An 18,351-nucleotide genomic window follows, 5' to 3' on the forward strand; every position below is an offset into this window, starting at 1 on the left:
ATATGTCAACAACGTTGACATATATCCGGTGTGTTGATGCATTCTTTTGCGTTACTGAAAATTTGAGGCGAGACTGCGTCCTTGGGTGCACGCCGGTCGTGGGGTCGATATCCTCAGCAGGACTATGAATAAGGCGCATCCTGCAGTGACCGGACGCTCGCTACCTGCCACCGGCATCAAAAGTCAGATGTCGGAGAACATAGCTATTCGGGCAAGTTGGACGCCGAACTGCTCTGGATCGTCGGTGTGTGTTGATTTCATTCACGTCGAACCTCGACACCACGGTTGTCAGCTGTCTTACAGCGTACTTTCATCTGCGTGTTCGAGTCCACGCAGGCCGTCGTCTCCTGGACGATGACCGGTTATACCCTCGCACGGGCCGCCGTGATACCATTGTTAGGTTGAGTTGATGACCGATTAGGTACTAGACTAGTAACTATATCATGGGCTCTATTCATGTACTTGCATTGGGCTTATTGCTGTGCGCTAATTGGTCAAATATCTTTGCAATTAATCATATTTCAAATATTTCAGGGAATCTTCAGTGGCATTTTGATGCTGTTGTCCCTAGCCATGTTGGCCAGAAACACCGGTCCTCATCGACTGGTCCGCCTAATGGGGCGATGGGCATCCTGGTGTTGATCGGTTCGATTAGCGTCCCGATACTGGGCGGCTGGTTGATTGACACCTGCAGGGCTGGCAGTGGATCTTCTGGATCAATCTGCAGATTGACTCGACCGTGTTTTTCTGGGCGGCGTTGTTATTCCAGGGATCACTCGATGCCATAGGTACTGTTCGACTTTTTAGGCATGATGCTGCTATCGCCCAGCTTGGCGATGTTCCTTTACAGAGTGTCATCCATTCTGAGTTGTGGCACAGCGACTGATCCCCGCGTGTGGATATAGTAGGGCATCAGTCTCGTGTCGATCACCGGACTCGTTTTCAACGCTGTATGATCGGGCCGATCACCCGCTGATCGACGTTCGGTTGTTCAAAAACCGTGTGGTCATACTTGCCAACTCGGAGATGTTATTGCTCGGTGTAGCTCTTTTCAACATCCTGTTGCCCATCTCTATCTACTTATTGCAACAGGTGCAACGCCAAACACCTGCACAGTCCGGTTTGCACTTGACTCGGCAGGGGCGCGGAGTTAGTGGCCATGCCCCTAGCCGGAGCCGTCATGGACAAATACGGCCCCGTAAGGTCGTGCTGGCACAGTATAATGTTGAGTTGATTGGTGAGAACCTGGCCATTGTCGCTTACGGATCCGCCGGGCAAGCCGATTACTTACCGACCTTGCTAGCGGGGCGCACGTTCATGGGTATGGTCAGAGGTTACAGTATTACGCTTCTCGCTGGGGCAGAAGTGCAGACCTGTGCCCCACATCAGATCACGTGGGGTTCGACACTAGTTAGCATAAGCCGGCAGGCTACTGGGTAACACACTGATGTCTATGCTTCTCACCAACCAGTTCAACCGCGGTGAAAATATCTCCGCTGCATATAATCCGTTGCATATAAATTGGCAGCCTTGCAAGATAACGCTGCTAATCGTCTCGTGCCAGTCACCCTGTCTATCCTGCTGTGGCCAACCTTTTGCCACTCGACTTCATTAGCAACGTGCTGCACAATCTTTCACAGGTGTACATGACGGTGTTTGTGCTGGTGGCCATGCTGGTCGGGTCCATAATCAGCCTGACGGTGTGTTTGTCGAAGAAACCGACGTGCTAAATGCTAACGCTTGCGCATTAGTCTTGCTCGTGTCCCAATGAACGCGGGCGAGCCAACCCCGAGCATGCGCGCCCGGAACGAGGCACAAGGAGCCGATGCCCTCCACTCAATTCATTGCATCAGCGGATTAATGTTTGAGTTCTACCGGAGATGGTAATGGAAGTTCTAGTTCGGTGGTCACTTGTGCGAAGGGCAATCATCGTTGGAGAGAATTGCTCGAACGATTCACCTGAGAGGTGTGTACGTGAAGTTCATGATCGCTCTAATACGAAGGCGGCCATAAAATTGGTGGTCGGAGGGGCCGGGATGGCAACTGTCGGTGGTTTCGCTGCGGCGACTGCTTTCGCAAATTTCATAATTTCAGAGTTTTGGCACCACCGAAACACTGGTTGACGGCCTGCTCGTAACCGTCTATACCGTCAGCAACCTGCTGCCCAGCAACGTCACCGCTCCTCGACTACACACCGTAAGGACAGCTTGGGCAGGACGACATGAATGCGCGAGCAACCAATGTCCATAGTCACTTTCGTTGTTTCCGACTTCAATGTGCGGACCAATGACAGTCGGACCCTGAGCGATCAGCGCCTCGTCTGCGCTCGACGGTCTTAGCCCCGCGCCGATTAACCAGGGTGGCCAGGCGAACGGGAAGATTTATTCGACGTTACGGATGCGCCCCTGAACAACGTCGTATACAACGACGGCACGCAGGACGTACTCGTCTGGACAACGAACGGGTCGCCTAACAGCCTAGCGGCCGGTCAGCTGCTGAGCCCAGAGCCCAACTCTTTGTGCACAGCTAGACCGGCTATGCGCTGTCGGCGCCGCGGCCGGGTCCGTCAAAGTGTTTGCTGGAACAAATCTAACAAATCGATCGAACGATCAAGCCCCAGGGCGGCGTCGATGTCTAGACGGGACTCTGCATCGGTTTGGGGATAATCCCTCGCGGTTGCGGTGGTATCATTACATATATAGCCCACACCGCGAACGGTGGTGACTATCGATTCGTGCTCGACTCCAAGCTTAGCGTGCAGTCGTCGTGTACATGAACGTCGGTGGTACGAATAAGGCTCTTGCAATTCTAGCACCATATTTCATGCATCAGCCGGTTACGAGTGAATGCTCGACCGAGATGCTGCACAAGGAGATTCAATAATTGACCTCGGTGAATACCAGGATCGGATCCTTGCCTTATATCGTTCCGCTGTAACTGGTTGGGTGAAGGACAAAGTCACCAGACTTCAGCGTACAGTGCAGGGCACTGAGATGATGCGTGATAGCGAGCCACAGAAGTGCCTGCAATTCGGTCGCACTGGCCGCAGGTAGTAGCACATAGTCGAAATGTCAATCAACGTCAACGGTCACGAAGTTGGCCGGAGTTACGGTGACTACCACCGCCAAGGTTAACGCATTAGCCATCAGTCTGCCGGTACACCCGGCGAGCCGCCGCCAACTTGGTGCGGGTGTATATGACCGCGACGCCGTCACCGTGATCGTCCCCGGTGACGCGTTCTGTCAGGGATGTTTGGCGGATGGTTTGCGCGAACAAGTTCAGTGTCGATTCGATCGATTCGAAATCGTTATTGCCCGAAAATAGTAAGATATTCCGTAGGAATATCCAAACCTCGTAGAGTGTGCTACCAGGCCTCGACCCGTAGGTACCTCTGGGGAGGTGTCTGCTAATGCAGCGTAGGTTACCCTGTCGCGGCAGAATTACTCCAAGTTTCGTCTAACGTTTTCGGCGCCTAGCGCGGTGAGCTGAACTCCCGTCCTCGGACGTTTGCTCAAGCTGGTAGAAAGTCGATGGGTCCGGCCCGTTTGTGGGCCGGACCCATCCTTCCAGCAAGCTATTGGTGGGACTTCGGGCGCGGCTCGGTTGCTTTGGCGCTGCTACAGGCGGCCGCTACTTCGGCTTCCTTTTTCACCGCGTTGCCCTGTGCCTGGTCCTTGTCCTGCTGAGCCTGGCCTTCGCGAGTGATGTCGTCGCGACCCGCCATAGCCCTGACGGCCTTCTTGACCTTGCCTTTGGCATCCTAGTCAATATCCTTAGACCGCTTCAGTAGCTTCCGTGTTGGTGGCATCCGCCACGGTTTTTCTCCTCAGCCGACGTGCGGTTCGGGCGAGTCATTCTATCTCTATCGATGGGTCGCTCGCCTCAAGTTATACGACACTTCACGGCTCTCAATTCTTAAGACCACGGATCTCTGCGCCGCGTTGCAGCGGGTTCCAATACCGGGCAAAACCCCAACATTTGATGTTAACCACAAAGTTGGCGAAGGCTGGTTGTTGTGGGCTGGCCTGCCGCTAGACGAGCTACGTTGGTTTAGGTTGGCAATTGTGCAGATGATGCACCCCGCTCACGCTTGAGTGTGGTGATGGGGCAGGATGTCAAATGCCGTTCCGGGTGGTGGCCGGTGCGGCAACTGTCATGCGAGGAGTCTGATGACGGAGTCCTGGGAGTCTCAAGTCGCCGGCTCGGCGGTTCCCAAGCCACAGCTGATGAGGGCCAATGGTGTGCCGGCTGCTGCCGCGTGCCGTGAGGAACGGCTCAGCTATGCTGGTCACCCGGGGGATCGATCCAAGTATTCGAGGGTGCTGCTCAAGCTTGGCGGCGAAATGTTCGGTGGAGGCCAGGTAGGGTTGGATCTCGATGTTGTGGCGCAGGTAGCTCGCCAGATCGCTGAGGTGATTCGCGGCGGCGTGCAGGTCGCTGTCGTGATCGGCGGTGGCAACTTTTTCCGCGGCGCACAGTTGCAACAGCGCGGGATGGAGCGTACGCGTTCGGATTACATGGGCATGCTCGGCACTGTAATGAACAGTCTTGCGCTGCAGGACTTCCTGGAAAAGGAAGGCATCGCTACCCGAGTTCAAACCGCGATCACCATGGGCCAGGTGGCTGAGCCTTATCTTCCGTTGCGGGCTGTCCGCCACTTGGAGAAGGGCCGGGTGGTAATTTTCGGTGCAGGCATGGGGCTTCCGTACTTCTCCACTGATACCACGGCAGCGCAACGGGCGCTGGAGATCGGTGCGGACGTTGTGTTGATGGCCAAGGCGGTCGATGGTGTGTTCGTCGAGGATCCGCGGGTCAACCCGGAGGCTAAGCTGCTAACCGCGATCAGTCACCGCGAAGTAATCGACCGTGGGCTTCAGGTAGCCGATGCCACAGCGTTCAGTCTTTGTATGGACAATGGCATGCCGATTCTGGTGTTCAATCTGCTGACCAATGGCAATATTGCCCGTGCGGTCGCTGGTGAGAAGATCGGAACGCTTGTTACCACTTGAGGCAAAGACGCCGCGCCGGTGACGATGCAGAGCGCAGCGATGAGGAGGAACGGCGCGAATGATCGATGAGGTCCTTTTCGATGCAGAAGAGAAAATGGAGAAGGCTGTTTCGGTGGCGCGTGACGAATTGTCGGTGATTCGGACCGGCCGCGCCAATCCGGGCATGTTTTCCCGAATCGTCATTGACTATTACGGTTCCACCACCCCGATAACCCAGCTGGCCAGCATCAATGTCCCCGAGGCGAGGCTTGTTGTCATCAAGCCGTATGAAGCCATTCAGCTCCCTGCCATTGAAACTGCTATTCGTAATTCCGCACTCGGGGTGAACCCCAGTAACGACGGTACCTTGATCCGGGTGGCCGTACCGCAGCTTACCGAGGAACGTCGGCGGGAACTGGTTAAACAGGCCAAATGCAAGGGGGAGGAAGCCAAAGTCTCGGTCCGTAACATTCGTCGCAAAGTGATGGAGGAACTGCATCGCATTCGTAAGGATGGTGAGGCAGGCGAAGATGAGGTCAGCCGGGCGGAAAAGGACCTAGATAAGACCACCCACCAGTACGTCACCCAGATTGACGATCTGGTCAAGCACAAAGAAGGTGAGCTGCTGGAGGTCTAGCGGCCGCTCAGCAGCGAATTCATTCAGGTCCGTGACTTCCACCGATCCCGGCACAGGTGCCCCGCTTGACGAGTCGGTGCCTGGGGTCAAGAGTGCTATGCAGCAGCCGACTAAGAAGACGCCCCGGGCGGGACGTAATCTGCCCGCCGCGATCGCGGTGGGCCTAAGTATTGGCGGTGTTCTCGTCGCAGCGCTGGTGTTTGCTCCGCGAATCTGGGTTGTCTTGTGCGCCGGCGCCATTTTCGTTGCCAGCCATGAGGTGGTGCGGCGGCTACGGGAAGCCGGATATGTGGTTCCGGCTATCCCGCTGCTCATCGGTGGGCAGCTCACCGTCTGGTTGACCTGGCCGTATCGCGTCGTCGGTGCTTTGGCCGGCTTCGGCGCGACGGTGATGGTCTGCATGATTTGGCGGCTTGTCATGCGCGACAACAGCAAGCAGCACGAATCTCAGGAAGTCTTGACAGGTCCGCCGGCGTCAAATTACCTGCGAGACGCGTCGGTCACCATTTTTTTGGCTGCTTGGGTCCCGTTGTTTGCTTCGTTCGCGGCATTGTTGGTTTATCCTAAGGACGGTGCGGAGCGGGTGTTCTGCCTGATGATTGCGGTGGTAGCTTCCGATGTGGGTGGCTACACGGTAGGGGTGCTTTTCGGCAAACATCCACTAGTTCCAAGGATTAGCCCGAACAAGTCCTGGGAGGGATTCATCGGTTCGCTGGTCTGCGGGACCACTGCAGCCATCCTGACTGCCACCTTCTTGGCCGGCAAAACACCGTGGTTTGGGGCTTTACTGAGTTTTGTACTGGTGCTCACTTGCACGCTGGGGGATTTGGTGGAGTCCCAAGTTAAGCGCGACCTCGGCATCAAAGACATGGGCCGGCTGCTACCAGGCCACGGTGGTCTGATGGACCGGCTCGATGGTGTGCTGCCGTCGGCGGTTGTGGCTTGGACCATGTTTACGTTGCTGCCCTGAGAAGGCTGATATTGGACGATACGGCCCAAGAGGTGGTGTTCTCTGAGCTGTGTGCCGGCCGACTGCCGTGGCACTTGGCCGACCTCGACGCGGCCGGCCTCACATCGGCCATTGCGGAACTGGGCCTGCTGGCTTTCCGGACCAAGCAGCTTGCCCCACCAGGACTATGGCCGGCTGCTAGCCGATTCGTGCCAGATGACCGATCTCCCGACGGCCGTTCGCGACTTGATTACCGAGACTATAGTTTTTGAAGCTACTCACTGCGATGGCCAAAGTCACCTGTGATGCCGGCTAGACATCGAAAGATGTTGTGGCGGGGCTTCGATGGCCGCACCTTCGAATCGGTGCCGATGCGTTATTCACTGCCCAATACGCTCTATATTTTGTCATAGACAGGCTGAGGCATGGCCTGCCTGTTTTTGTGTAACTGGCCAGGGCGGATTGGGTCGCAACTTGTCGTCAGCGGAGATCCTCGAGTAAGTGTGCTAGTCCGCGGCGTTGTGAGATGACTTCGGTGACTGGCTGTCGAACGTGGTCTTTCTGTATATGGGAGAGCCGCTGGCTAACTACGTGAGGATGCTGGCTGCGGTGCGGCGCATCACCGAACCGGTCCGCTTCGGAATTTCGGCCCGATCGGTGACGGTGTCGGCCGTGGGGCTAGCACCGGTGATCCGCAAGTTGGCCGACGAACGGCTCGGGGTGACTCTGGCGGTGCGCGAAGCCAGACTGATGGAAGATCAGCAAAGTATTTGATGCCGTGAAGTGGTATACTGAAGTGACGGGTCGGCGGGTATCGGTTGAATACGCCTTTATTAGCGATGTCAACGATCAAGCGTGGGGGACCCACATGCTGGACAAGCGGCTGCATCAGCTTCTTTGGCTCCTAGCGTATGTTAACTTAATCTCGTTCACCCCGACCCTGGGCAGTTACTGGGACGCCAGCCCCAAGGTGGTGGAGCGAAAATTCGTCCGTCGGGTTTGTTTGCACCGGCTCTACTTGTACCGTGCGAGATACTTGGGATCGGGAGATCAACGCGGCGTGTGGTCAGCTGGTCGCCGAGCAGTAGTGGACCCAAGCTGTTGTTGTTGTCACGTCTCTAGGAGAATGAGAGAATGATATGGCGCTTGCCTGTAGGGTAAGCCGGCGGTGCTGTTGATTCTGGATGCTGTGGTATCCGTTTTTGTCATGTCTAAGCACCTGGTTCAGGCCAGGTGGTGGCCGCCGGATTGGCGGCCACCTTCGTTGGTCATCGCGGCGCACTCGACTGTCGGTGCGATGGCAGGGTTGCGTTCTAAGTAACAGCCTGAGTTGTCCACCAACCTAAATTGGACGGACAGCTTGATCTGTGTCCGCTATAATATGCCCTCGCAGCTGGCGTGGGTGTTCTATCGTGCAGACGGCAGCTCGATTTGCGTGAGCAATCCCACTTTGGCGAGGTTGCAGCAGAACTTGTCTGAGCGGGTGGCGACGTTGAGGTTCTAAGTTCGTGGATCCGGGTCTGGCCGGTTTGGCGTTTGCCGCTGAACTGGTGGCACCACGCAAACCCGTGTGGATTTGCCATGCTGCCTGCTTAACTTTTGTGGTGCGCGGGCAGTCCGTCCAGTTAACGATCGGCGGCGACCATCCTAGCCGTGTGCTCGTGTCAACGTCCTGGGTCGTGCGGTACTCGGCTTTTTACCGGTATGCGGATTGTTCGGGGCGCTGACCATAGCGGCGGTCTCGCCGGTGCAAACTGCTACTTGCCATACGCCACGGTGGCGATCGGTGTTGTGCTGGTCGCTCTCGGTGTGTAGGTTGCTGTCGGGTTGAAAGCTAACTGCGCTTACGCCTTGCTCGTTCGGTGCGATGCGCTCCAAGCCCGCCCCGGATGGTGTCGAGATATACGGCTAGGGGGTCAGCTATGCAATCGCCTCGCTGTAGTGCACCATCAGGCCCTTTCTGGCGGTCACCTCGGCCGGCCTTCGAGGCGGTTCAATCATCGGGAGGGTGGTGCTCTACCTCGCCTACGTCGCGGGCCTGACCTTGGTTGTCGAGGTCCTCGCCATCGCGGTCGTGACGGCAAGTGCGCCATTGGTCGAGCCGGTTGCGGCTAATCTGGCAGTTAGTCAACCGGATCATTGGTGTAATGTTGCTGCTAGTCGGGGTGTATGGTGTATGTAGGCTACTATGGTCTTTACTAGCTGTGTCTGTTCAGTGTGACCACGGTTGTCCAAGCGCATTCTCATGCCTTGGCTGATTGTCGTGACCGGTTACCTGAAAGTGTACTGGCAGATCGATGCATTTGCCGGCGACTGTATCGACGGGGATCGCACTACCCCGGACATCAAAAGCGCCGTTATGGTACTTGTATGTGGGATCAAAAAGTAGTGACACTGTGATGTCATGAATTTATAGCTCTATGTTGACTCGTTTAGCACGAGTTGAACGTAGTCACGGCTGTCCGCGAAACCGCTGCGTAGGGCTTGACCGGTCAGCTGAGCTCTCCACTGGAATCAATTGTCCGGCTGGCGCTGTTAGAAGCTCTATCGGCGGCCACCGAAAAAATCATTGCCTAGCTGGTACCACGATCCGTTGACGTTCGGCTGCGTGGCCGGGACCCGGAGTTCATCATCAGCGTTTCGCTCGACAAGGTGGTGCTCGTCCACAGCGTGGGCAGCATGGACGAGATGTTCGTCGCCAAGTATGACCATCGGCACCTGGCTAGTTAGCTTTCGGCTGCCGGAGGGGCTGCGGCCTGCCGTCGAGGCGGCCGCTCTTCATGAGGGAGCATCGCTGAATACCTGGTTGGTCCGCGCTGCCGCCGCAGCTAGTGCAGGGACTAGTCGATCCGACGCCGGCTGCTCGCCCAGAACCAGCCATCACGTAGATCGGCTGGGTGCGCTGACACCATCTCGACACATCCGATGAGAGCCACTAGCAACCCTCCCGAAGGAGACGACAATGTGCCGACGTTTGAAATCTCTGAACCGATCACCGTGCGCATCGAAGCCGACGGTGGGTTGATCCGGCTCGTTGGGATTGAGCGTGCCGATACGATCATCGAAGTGCGCCCTCATGACCAATCTCACGAAGTTTCGATGTATAGGCGACAGAGACTACCACCCGGGTGGATGTACGCGACGGCAAGCTGTTTGTTTTTGGCGACTGAACGTCAAAACGTGGCTTGCCACTCTTTCGAGGCGGGGTCATCGACCTCGAAATTGTGCTGCCGTCACGGTCGCGGATGCATGCGTCGGTGGCATCTGCCGATATGTGTGCTGAAGGTAAATTCGCCGACTCTAGATTCGTGGCAGCCTGTGGCGACATCGAAGTCGAGGTGGTCACAGGAAAAAACTAAGGCCGTCAACGCATCTGGGTCGCTTACCGTGCGCACCGTGCAGGGCAACGCGGTAGTGGCAACTATGTCTGGCAAGGTGACGATCAGGGACCTCGGTGGTGAGCTGAAGTCCACGGTCGCCAGTGGTTAGCTGGTCGTTTAGAGGCTGCGTGTCACTGTGAAGTCGTGTACCGCGTCGGGATCGGTGGCCATCGCGGTGGCCGTTTGTGACCCCCTGTCATCGCATACCAACAGCGGAGGGGTTGCTGAGGATACTGTCTGCTCAGGCTGGACATCGCCACTGGATCGTGCGTCGTTACCGACAAGCTGCAGCTATCGGATGGCCCCCAGCCGGCAGCGAAACTCGCGCTCTAGAGGTATGCAACGATTCCGGAGATGTCAGCGTTCATCGGGGGAGCCCGGCGCATGACACCGTAGTCGGGCAATCGGCCCTAGCTATCTAATCCAACCGCGTCGGCGGCCCAGCAGGTCACGGATCAAAACGAAGAGCACCAGGGCGGTAAATCCGATAAGATACCAGTCCTCGACATGGCCAACGTGGTTGCCGCGCAGCATCGCCAGCAGCAACCCAATGGCGAACAAACCGACGATGTGCCAAGTGCGGTAATTGGTTCTGCTCCACCCCCACGCCACGGACGGTACCTCAGCAGGGTCGACGCCGGCATCGTGTTCCACCTCAGTGCTGGCCACAGTGATTCCTCCCGAATCGGATTGGGTGTTTGGTGATAACTATCCCGAGCATTCCGGCATACTGGTTTCAGTGTGCCACTCAAAATAATTTAAATAAAATAATTTATTTTACTATGGTGTTAGTGTCGACCGTGGCCCGCTTCCTAGCCTGTGTAGTCGGCGAACGGGCACAATGTGGGGGTGACCAATTCGACCGAGGGGAACTCTGGCGGCCGCCTCCGCGTGCTGGTGTTGGGAAGTACTGGCTCAATTGGCACCCAGGCGCTGGAAGTCATCGCCGCCAATCCGGACCGCTTCGAGGTAGTCGGGCTGGCCGCCGGGGGCGCGCAGCTGGACACGTTGCTGCGGCAGCGCGCCGAGACCGGCGTCACCAATATCGCCATCGCTAACGATCGCGCGGCTCAGCTGGCCGGCGACATCCCTTATCACGGGACTGATGCGGTCACCCGGCTGGTCGAGGATACTGAGGCTGACGTCGTCCTCAATGCGCTGGTAGGGGCATTGGGGCTGCGCCCCACATTGGCTGCACTGCAAACGGGCGCGCGATTGGCGTTGGCCAACAAGGAATCGCTGGTTGCTGGCGGTTCGTTGGTGTTGGCCGCGGCGCAGCCAGGCCAGATTGTGCCCGTCGACTCGGAACACTCCGCGCTGGCACAATGCCTGCGCGGTGGTACCCCCGACGAAGTTGCTAAGTTGGTGCTCACCGCCTCCGGCGGGCCGTTTCGTGGCTGGGCCGCCGGTGACCTAGAGCGCGTTACGCCCGAGCAAGCGGGTGTCCATCCGACCTGGTCCATGGGGCTGATGAACACGCTTAACTCAGCATCTCTGGTTAACAAGGGGCTCGAGCTCATTGAAACCAACCTGTTGTTCGGCATTCCCTACGACCGCATTGAGGTGGTTGTGCACCCTCAGTCAATTGTTCATTCGATGGTCACATTCATCGACGGCTCGACGATAGCCCAAGCCAGCCCTCCGGACATGAAGCTGCCCATTTCTTTGGCGTTGGGCTGGCCACAGCGGGTGGGTGGCGCTGCTCGAGCCTGCGCTTTCACTACCGCATCGAACTGGGAATTCGAGCCGCTGGACACCGATGTTTTTCCCGCAGTCGAGCTGGCCCGGCACGCTGGACAGGTTGGCGGCTGTATGACTGCCATTTACGATGCTGCTAATGAGGAGGCTGCAGAGGCCTTCCTCCAAGGTCGGATCGCCTTCCCCGCTATCGTTGCAACAATCGCGGATGTGTTGCAGCGCGCTGACCAATGGGTTCCTCAATGGGGCGAGGGACCCGCTACCGTGGATGACGTACTCGACGCGCAGCGCTGGGCCCGTGAGCGAGCGCTGTGTGCGGTAGCAACAGCGAGTTCTGGAAAGGTCTCTAGCATGGTTTTAGATAAGGCACTAAGAGCTCGATGATGTTCGCCCTCGGCATTGTGCTGTTTGCTATCGCCATCCTTATTTCGGCGGCCCTGCACGAATGTGGCCACTTGTGGGTGGCTTCCGCCACTGGCATGAAGGTGCGTCGTTACTTTGTTGGCTTCGGCCCCACCCTCTGGTCGATCCGGCGCGGTGAAACCGAATATGGCATCAAGGCCGTTCCGCTAGGCGGTTTCTGTGATATTGCCGGTATGACCTCGGTCGAGGAGCTAGCGCCTGACGAATCTGACCGGGCAATGTACAAACAAGTGACCTGGAAGCGGGTGGCGGTGCTGTTCGCCGGACCTGCTATGAACTTCGTGATCTGCCTGGTGCTGATCTATGGCATCGCGTTGGTCTGGGGGCTACCCGAACTGCACCCGCCCACTCGGGCTGTAATCGGCGAAACTGCTTGTGTAGCATCGGAACTGGATCAAGGTAAGTTCGGAAACTGCACTGGCCCAGGTCCGGCGGCGCTGGCCGGGCTTCGCGCTGGCGATGTCGTAGTCAAGGTCGACGATACCCCAGTGTCGACCTTCGATGACATGGCTGCTGCGGTACGTAAGTTGCATGGTAAAGTGCCGATTATCTTCGAACGGGACGGCACCGCGATCACCAGCTATGTCGACATCACGCCCACCCAGCGTTATATTTCCAATGGACAGGGCAGTCAACTCGAGCTGGCCACGGTCGGTGCCATCGGGGTTGGCGCAAGCCATCTGCTGCTCACGCACTATGGCGTGTTGTCTGCTGTGCCCGCCACCGCCGCTTTCGCTGGGGATTTGACCGTCGAGGTGGGCAAGGCGCTGGTAACCATACCGACCAAGCTGGGTGCCTTGGTGCACGCTATCGGTGGTGGGCAGCGCGACCCGCAGACGCCGATGAGTGTGGTCGGCGCCAGTATCATCGGTGGCGACACCGTCGATCATGGTTTGTGGGTGGTGTTCTGGTTTTTCTTGGCGCAGCTGAACCTTATTCTGGGTGCCATTAACCTGGTGCCGTTGCTGCCTTTCGATGGCGGCCACATCGCCATTGCTGTATTCGAGAGGATCCGTAACCTCATCCGGTCCGCCCGTGGCGTGGTCGCGGCCGCGCCGGTGAACTATCTCAAGCTTATGCCTGCGACCTATGTGGTCTTGGCCTTTGTAGTCGGGTACGTGCTGTTGACCGTGACCGCCGATTTGGTAAACCCAATCAGGCTTTTTCAATAGCCAATAGTGAAAAAACGAGAAATGGAGGAACAGTGACCATGCGTCTGGGCATGCCCGAGGCTCCGGCTCCCGGGCTTGCCCCCCGGCGTAGCACGCGTCAAGTAATGGTCGGCAGCGTTGGGGTCGGTAGTGACTACCAGATCTCCGTGCAGTCGATGTGCATCACCAAGACCCATGACGTCAACTCGACGTTGCAGCAGATTGCGGAGTTGACCACTGCCGGTTGTGACATCGTTCGGGTGGCTTGCCCGCGTCAAGAGGATGCTGACGCACTTGCTGAAATCGTCCGGCACAGCAAGATTCCGGTGATTGTCGACATCCACTTCCAGCCGAAATACATCTTTGCCGCCATTGACGCCGGGTGTGCCGCGGTGCGGGTCAACCCCGGCAATATCAAAGAATTCGACGGCCGGGTCGGTGAGGTCGCCAAAGCCGCGGCCGCGGCTGGTATCCCGATCCGCATCGGCGTCAACGCCGGCTCGCTGGATAAGCGGTTTATGGACAAGTACGGCAAGGCCACACCCGAAGCACTGGTGGAGTCCGCACTGTGGGAGGCTTCACTATTCGAAGAGCACGGCTTCGGCAACATCAAGATCAGCGTCAAGCACCACGATCCCGTCGTTATGGTCGCCGCCTACGAGCAACTGGCCGCCCAGTGCGACTACCCATTGCACCTCGGTGTCACCGAAGCCGGTCCTGCCTTCCAAGGCACCGTCAAGTCCGCGGTCGCCTTTGGAGCACTGTTGTCGAAGGGTATCGGTGACACCATCCGAGTTTCGCTATCGGCGCCGCCGGTCGAGGAGATCAAGGTTGGCAACCAGATTCTCGAATCGCTCAAACTTCGGCCGCGTTCACGCGAGATCGTTTCCTGCCCATCGTGCGGCCGTGCGCAGGTAGACGTCTACAAGCTGGCCAATGAAGTCAGCGCTGGTTTGGACGGCCTCAAGGTGCCGCTGCGGGTCGCCGTGATGGGGTGCGTCGTCAACGGGCCCGGTGAGGCCCGCGACGCCGACCTGGGCGTCGCGTCCGGAAACGGCAAGGGCCAGATCTTTGTCAAGGGTGAAGTGATCAAGACTGTACCCGAAGCCCAGATTGTCGATACGTTGATCGAGGAGGCCGTGCGGCTTGTCTCCAAGATGGGGGTCGAGAAAAGCAGTGATCACGGTCTAGAAACGACAAGGAGCGGTTCACCGGTTGTGACCGTAAACTGAGTGAGGACCGTAAACTGAGTGAGGCTAGCCTGTTTACCTTGGCTCCGAGTTGGCCTTACAGAGAGTTCGCCAGATGTCGGCTCCACCCATCTGTACCCATCACCCATCTTTATTCGTTTTGTCGGTGAGTGACGGATGTAGGTAGTGCGCGACGCCGCCGTGTAGCGGGTATTCGACGACGACACGGTAGGATCATGCATGATCATGGCCCAGATTGTCAGAATACGATATCGATCCCTAGTCGACTTTAGTGGGAAAACTGCGGACCCGTCAAGGCGTTGTTCGTCCCTGGTCAGTAAGAGCAGAGTTGGTGATGCCGATGTGGCATCGACTCGAGTTGGCCTGGGGTCCGGAGCGTGATGTGCGTTAGCACCAACCACTGGCGGCCCTCAAGTGCACCCGAGCTGCGAGATTGACCCCGCAGTGGGTCAGGTTAGGCCAGAGGAGTCGGATGCCTACCTAGTGTCGCCATCGGACATGTTCGTCGGCGAAATGGGCGTGGACCCGCGGCTGGGCCGACGGTTATCACGGTTATCGTCGCCGGGTGGCCAATCTCATTGCGGCCGGACGTGCTTGGACCCGTTTCGCGCAAGGGCAGGTCGTCTTCAAGGCTGGTGTGGGATCGCAGTCTTCGGCACTTGGGCAGATCCAAGGTGTCTGGGTGCATCCGGAATGGTGTGAGCTGGACTTGGGCTTCAGCGTCACCACAACGCTGGCTGCTGTGTATCGCAGGCAGTGTACGCGTCGCCAGCCTGTTATGTAAACAATTTCAACACCGTGTTGTGTACGCCTATAGTGGCTGCATCGAGGTCGGCACCTTCGTGACGGTGCTGCTGGGCTAACCCGTAGCTCCTGAGATCGACCGCAGCGCGGAAAGTTCCGAGAACGGCCTAAGGACCCCGATAATAACGTAGGCTTCGACGCTAGACGAAGTTGCGGATCGGACCAATTAGCCATGACTTGCCAGTTCTGGTCGGGAAGGATGGTTGTATGGTCTTGTGCCTATGCATACTGAGCTGGTTGGTTCGGTTCGCGGGTATTGACATATTTATGCACCCCTACCACCGCCGCGGGTATGGTAGCGACGCTCTGCGGATGCTGATCAGCTGGCTGTTCATCGAACCAGACTGACCATCGCATCACGATTTACCCAGCTTTGGACAATGCCGGGGCCATATCAGTGTTACGAATCTGCAGGCTTTCGGCGAGTCGGCGTGACGCGTGAGTGCGAAATGCCTCCCGGTGGCAGTCGCGGGACGGTGTGATGATAGAATTGTTGTATCCGAATTATTCCATAGCCACTGATCCGCCAGGAGTTAGCCTGAACTCACTGCTGGTAGATGTCTGCGTGGTGATCGGATGCGCACAATCGTTGCCATCGTCCGCTGGTCGTCGATGCGGTAGGGTCGGCGGCGCACGCTGAACGTGCCGACTAAACTTGAGCCGAAGGGGCTTGCCGACCCGATGGAGGTCATGAGATAGATAACCCAAGGTCTCAAGGGAAAGTAAACTCAACTACTGCAGACAGGACTCGCGGCTGCAGTTTGCGGGGATCTCGACGCACGGTTGCGGTGAACTAAACGGTGTAGGGCGCTGTTTAGCGAGGGCGTTGCGGGACGCCGAATTCCACACGGATCTCGCTTTCGTCGTAGGTGTGGTCGGCCGCAATGTTGACTTCGGCTTGGATAATCAACTCTGTTGATTCCGGATTGTTACAGCTAGTACGGTCTCTCATGCAACGGTTCCCCTTCGTCGGCGCCGAACAATAACGGCTACCGGCGCACTATATATCCTTCTAATGGTGATTTGGTCCTGCGTCAGGGCGACTGCATTGATGGCTCCATTGAGCTTGTCTTTGACCTTAGAAATTAGCAATAATTTACATATCGCGAGTGTGGCTTTATTACAAAGACTGTTAGCTAGCTAATATACGCGCGCGGGTAGCATATCGGCTCTACGTACGATAACTGATGGGTCTCGGTGTGTCGGTGTTGCAGTTCAGGCTTGAGTTCTTAACATCAGCAATGTATGGCCACGAAAACCTCACTATTATCATTTGTTTCGGTAGCGGCGGGTCTGTGGTTGGTCGCGGTTATTGCCGTGTCTGGCTGCACCCCACGGCCCAACGGCCCGGGCCCGGCCGCTGCGAAATTCTTTGGCGCACTGGCCATCGGTGATACCGTGACTGCTGCCCAACTCAGCGACAGTCCCAACGAAGCTCGCGAAGCGCTCAACGCAGCCTGGGCCGGACTACAAGCTGGCCACCTGGACGCGCAGCTCCTCAGTGCAAGGTATGCCGAGGACACTGGCACCATTGCTTACCGCTTCACCTGGTACCTGCCGAAGAACCGGACGTGGAGCTACAATGGCCAGTTGAAGATGGTGCGCTACGAGGGGCGCTGGCAGGTTCGGTGGACTGCCACCGGGCTGCATCCCAGATTGGGTGAACATCAGACGTTTGCGTTGCGCGCGGATTCACCGCGGCGCGCCTCGGTGAACGAACTCGGGGGCAGCGATGTGTTGGTGCCGGGCTACCTCCATCACTACGCGCTGGATGCCACCTTGGCCGGGCCCGGCCTGATCGGAACGGCACGTGCGGTGGTCGATGCCTTACACCCTTTTGATGACACCCTCAACGATCCGCAGCTGCTCGCCGAAAAAGCTAGTTCGGTGACGGAGCCACTGAGCTTGGTCACGCTGAGCCCTGATGACAACGACCGTGTCGCTCCGGCGATTGGCAGGCTTCCTGGCGTTGTGGTCACGCTCCAGGCCGACTTGCTGCCGACTGACTCGCATTTCGCCCCGTCGGTCATGGCCGAGGTGAAGAAAGCCGTGATCGATCAACTCGATGGCCAGCCGGGTTGGCGAGTGGTCAGTGTCAACCATAATGGCGTCGACGTCGCGGTGTTGCACGAGGTCGAATCGTCGCCGGCATCGTCGGTCTCGATCACGCTAGATCGGGCCGTGCAGAATGCCGCCCAGCATGCAGTAGACAGCCGCGGCGGTAAGGCGATGATAGTCGTGCTCAAACCGTCGACTGGGCAGATCCTTGCGATCGCGCAGAACGCGGGGGCCAATGCTGACGGCCCGCTCGCTACCACCGGCCTGTTCCCACCTGGGTCGACCTTCAAGGTGGTCACCGCCGGTGCGGCCATCGACCACGATATGGCTACCCCCAACACGATGCTAGGTTGCCCTGGCCGCATTGACATCGGGCAACGTACTATCCTCAACTATGGGGGCTTTGATCTTGGCGCGGTGCCGATGTCACGTGCATTCGCCAGTTCCTGCAACACCACGTTCGCCGAATTAAGCAGCAGGATGTCGCCCCACGGTCTGACACAGACCGCCAGCCAGTACGGGATCGGGCTTGACTATCAGGTGGACGGCATCGCCACGGTAACCGGGTCGGTGCCGCCAACGGTGGACCTGGCTGAGCGCACCGAGGACGGCTTCGGTCAAGGCAGGGTGCTGGTCAGTCCGTTCGGGATGTCCTTGGTGGCGGCCACCGTAGCTGCCGGCAAAACCCCGGTCCCGCAACTGATCGTCGGGCGGCTAACAAGAGTCGAAGGAGCCAGCACGCCGATCCCCCCGAAGGTGATCGATTCGCTGCGACCGATGATGCGGTTGGTGGTGACCAACGGGACCGCTAAAGAGATCGCCGGCTGTTGCGGTGCGGTCTTTGGGAAGACCGGTGAAGCCGAGTTCGCTGGCGGATCGCATTCCTGGTTCGTCGGGTATCGCGGCGATCTGGCGTTCGCAGCTCTGATCGTGGGGGGTGGAAGCTCGGAATACGCGGTGCGGATGACCAAAGTCATGTTCGAATCGTTGCCGCCGGATTACCTGACCTAGCGCGATCAGCGGCGCTTTCGGCGGGACTCGGCATCCAGCCT

At 57.9% G+C, this 18,351-nt stretch carries 14 protein-coding genes and 2 pseudogenes; 14 read left to right on the top strand and 2 right to left on the bottom strand.

Annotated features, from left to right (window positions below; all coding sequences use genetic code 11):
* Nucleotides 1-2,127 precede the first annotated feature (2,127 nt).
* Nucleotides 2,128-2,250, top strand: coding sequence for a hypothetical protein (locus MLPF_RS08145; protein ID WP_236685063.1), 123 nt, complete (start codon nt 2,128-2,130; stop codon nt 2,248-2,250).
* Between the two features lie 861 nt (nt 2,251-3,111).
* On the top strand, nt 3,112-3,324 hold the full coding sequence (locus MLPF_RS08150; protein ID WP_045843253.1) for a hypothetical protein: 213 nt from the start codon (nt 3,112-3,114) through the stop codon (nt 3,322-3,324).
* 250 nt (nt 3,325-3,574) lie between these two features.
* On the opposite strand, the gene MLPF_RS08155 is transcribed toward MLPF_RS08150, so the two are convergent.
* Nucleotides 3,575-3,724, bottom strand: a complete 150-nt coding sequence (locus tag MLPF_RS08155) for a hypothetical protein (protein WP_236685061.1) — start codon at nt 3,722-3,724, stop codon at nt 3,575-3,577.
* Between the two features lie 445 nt (nt 3,725-4,169).
* Between MLPF_RS08155 and pyrH the strand changes: the two genes are divergently transcribed.
* The 7 genes and pseudogenes from pyrH to MLPF_RS08190 all read left to right on the top strand — a co-directional run bounded on the left by pyrH (nt 4,170) and on the right by MLPF_RS08190 (nt 10,063).
* Nucleotides 4,170-5,009 (top strand): UMP kinase, encoded by an 840-nt coding sequence (gene pyrH, locus MLPF_RS08160; RefSeq protein ID WP_045843252.1) that lies wholly within the window; start codon nt 4,170-4,172, stop codon nt 5,007-5,009.
* A gap of 58 nt (nt 5,010-5,067) precedes the next feature.
* Entirely contained in the window at nt 5,068-5,625 is a 558-nt protein-coding gene (gene frr / locus MLPF_RS08165; RefSeq protein ID WP_045843251.1) for a ribosome recycling factor, read from the top strand.
* Between the two features lie 31 nt (nt 5,626-5,656).
* Nucleotides 5,657-6,595 carry a phosphatidate cytidylyltransferase gene (locus tag MLPF_RS08170; RefSeq protein WP_045843250.1) on the top strand — a complete coding sequence of 313 codons (939 nt, stop codon included), beginning with the start codon at nt 5,657-5,659 and terminating at the stop codon, nt 6,593-6,595.
* A gap of 32 nt (nt 6,596-6,627) precedes the next feature.
* A pseudogene (locus MLPF_RS08175) lies at nt 6,628-7,662 on the top strand (dual-specificity RNA methyltransferase RlmN).
* A gap of 420 nt (nt 7,663-8,082) precedes the next feature.
* Nucleotides 8,083-8,301, top strand: a complete 219-nt coding sequence (locus MLPF_RS08180; RefSeq protein WP_050039174.1) for a hypothetical protein — start codon at nt 8,083-8,085, stop codon at nt 8,299-8,301.
* Between the two features lie 284 nt (nt 8,302-8,585).
* Nucleotides 8,586-8,756: a hypothetical protein gene (locus tag MLPF_RS08185; RefSeq protein ID WP_162196937.1), complete on the top strand. Its 171-nt coding sequence runs from the start codon at nt 8,586-8,588 to the stop codon at nt 8,754-8,756.
* A gap of 1,136 nt (nt 8,757-9,892) precedes the next feature.
* A complete protein-coding gene (locus MLPF_RS08190; protein WP_162196936.1) occupies nt 9,893-10,063 on the top strand; it encodes a hypothetical protein in 171 nt (56 codons plus the stop codon).
* A 305-nt stretch (nt 10,064-10,368) separates the two neighbouring features.
* On the opposite strand, the gene MLPF_RS08195 is transcribed toward MLPF_RS08190, so the two are convergent.
* The gene (locus tag MLPF_RS08195; RefSeq protein WP_045843248.1) at nt 10,369-10,623 is read right to left on the bottom strand and encodes a DUF2631 domain-containing protein; all 255 of its coding nucleotides are present in this window, start codon (nt 10,621-10,623) and stop codon (nt 10,369-10,371) included.
* 180 nt (nt 10,624-10,803) lie between these two features.
* Between MLPF_RS08195 and dxr the strand changes: the two genes are divergently transcribed.
* The 5 genes and pseudogenes from dxr (at nt 10,804) to MLPF_RS08220 (ending at nt 18,310) form a co-directional block, all read left to right on the top strand.
* Nucleotides 10,804-12,036, top strand: coding sequence for a 1-deoxy-D-xylulose-5-phosphate reductoisomerase (gene dxr, locus MLPF_RS08200; protein WP_045843247.1), 1,233 nt, complete (start codon nt 10,804-10,806; stop codon nt 12,034-12,036).
* Entirely contained in the window at nt 12,033-13,247 is a 1,215-nt protein-coding gene (locus tag MLPF_RS08205; RefSeq protein ID WP_045843242.1) for a M50 family metallopeptidase, read from the top strand. Before dxr ends, MLPF_RS08205 begins: the two co-directional genes overlap by 4 nt.
* 32 nt (nt 13,248-13,279) lie before the next feature.
* Nucleotides 13,280-14,458, top strand: a complete 1,179-nt coding sequence (gene ispG, locus MLPF_RS08210; RefSeq protein ID WP_045843241.1) for a flavodoxin-dependent (E)-4-hydroxy-3-methylbut-2-enyl-diphosphate synthase — start codon at nt 13,280-13,282, stop codon at nt 14,456-14,458.
* 273 nt (nt 14,459-14,731) lie between these two features.
* A pseudogene (locus MLPF_RS08215) lies at nt 14,732-15,300 on the top strand (GNAT family N-acetyltransferase); the annotation flags it as partial.
* 1,186 nt (nt 15,301-16,486) lie between these two features.
* Complete coding sequence (locus MLPF_RS08220) at nt 16,487-18,310, top strand: penicillin-binding transpeptidase domain-containing protein (RefSeq protein WP_045843240.1); 1,824 nt, start codon at nt 16,487-16,489, stop codon at nt 18,308-18,310.
* Nucleotides 18,311-18,351 lie beyond the last annotated feature (41 nt).

Source organism: Mycobacterium lepromatosis, from assembly GCF_000975265.2.
Classification (GTDB): Bacteria; Actinomycetota; Actinomycetes; order Mycobacteriales; family Mycobacteriaceae; genus Mycobacterium; species Mycobacterium lepromatosis.

Excerpts from the sequence above, each read along its gene's own strand:
- MLPF_RS08155 (WP_236685061.1), bottom strand. The coding sequence starts at position 3,724 with ATGGCGGGTCGCGACGACATCACTCGCGAAGGCCAGGCTCAGCAGGAC.
- pyrH (WP_045843252.1), top strand. The coding sequence starts at position 4,170 with ATGACGGAGTCCTGGGAGTCTCAAGTCGCCGGCTCGGCGGTTCCCAAG.
- frr (WP_045843251.1), top strand. The coding sequence starts at position 5,068 with ATGATCGATGAGGTCCTTTTCGATGCAGAAGAGAAAATGGAGAAGGCT.
- MLPF_RS08220 (WP_045843240.1), top strand. The coding sequence starts at position 16,487 with ATGGCCACGAAAACCTCACTATTATCATTTGTTTCGGTAGCGGCGGGT.
- MLPF_RS08205 (WP_045843242.1), top strand. The coding sequence starts at position 12,033 with ATGATGTTCGCCCTCGGCATTGTGCTGTTTGCTATCGCCATCCTTATT.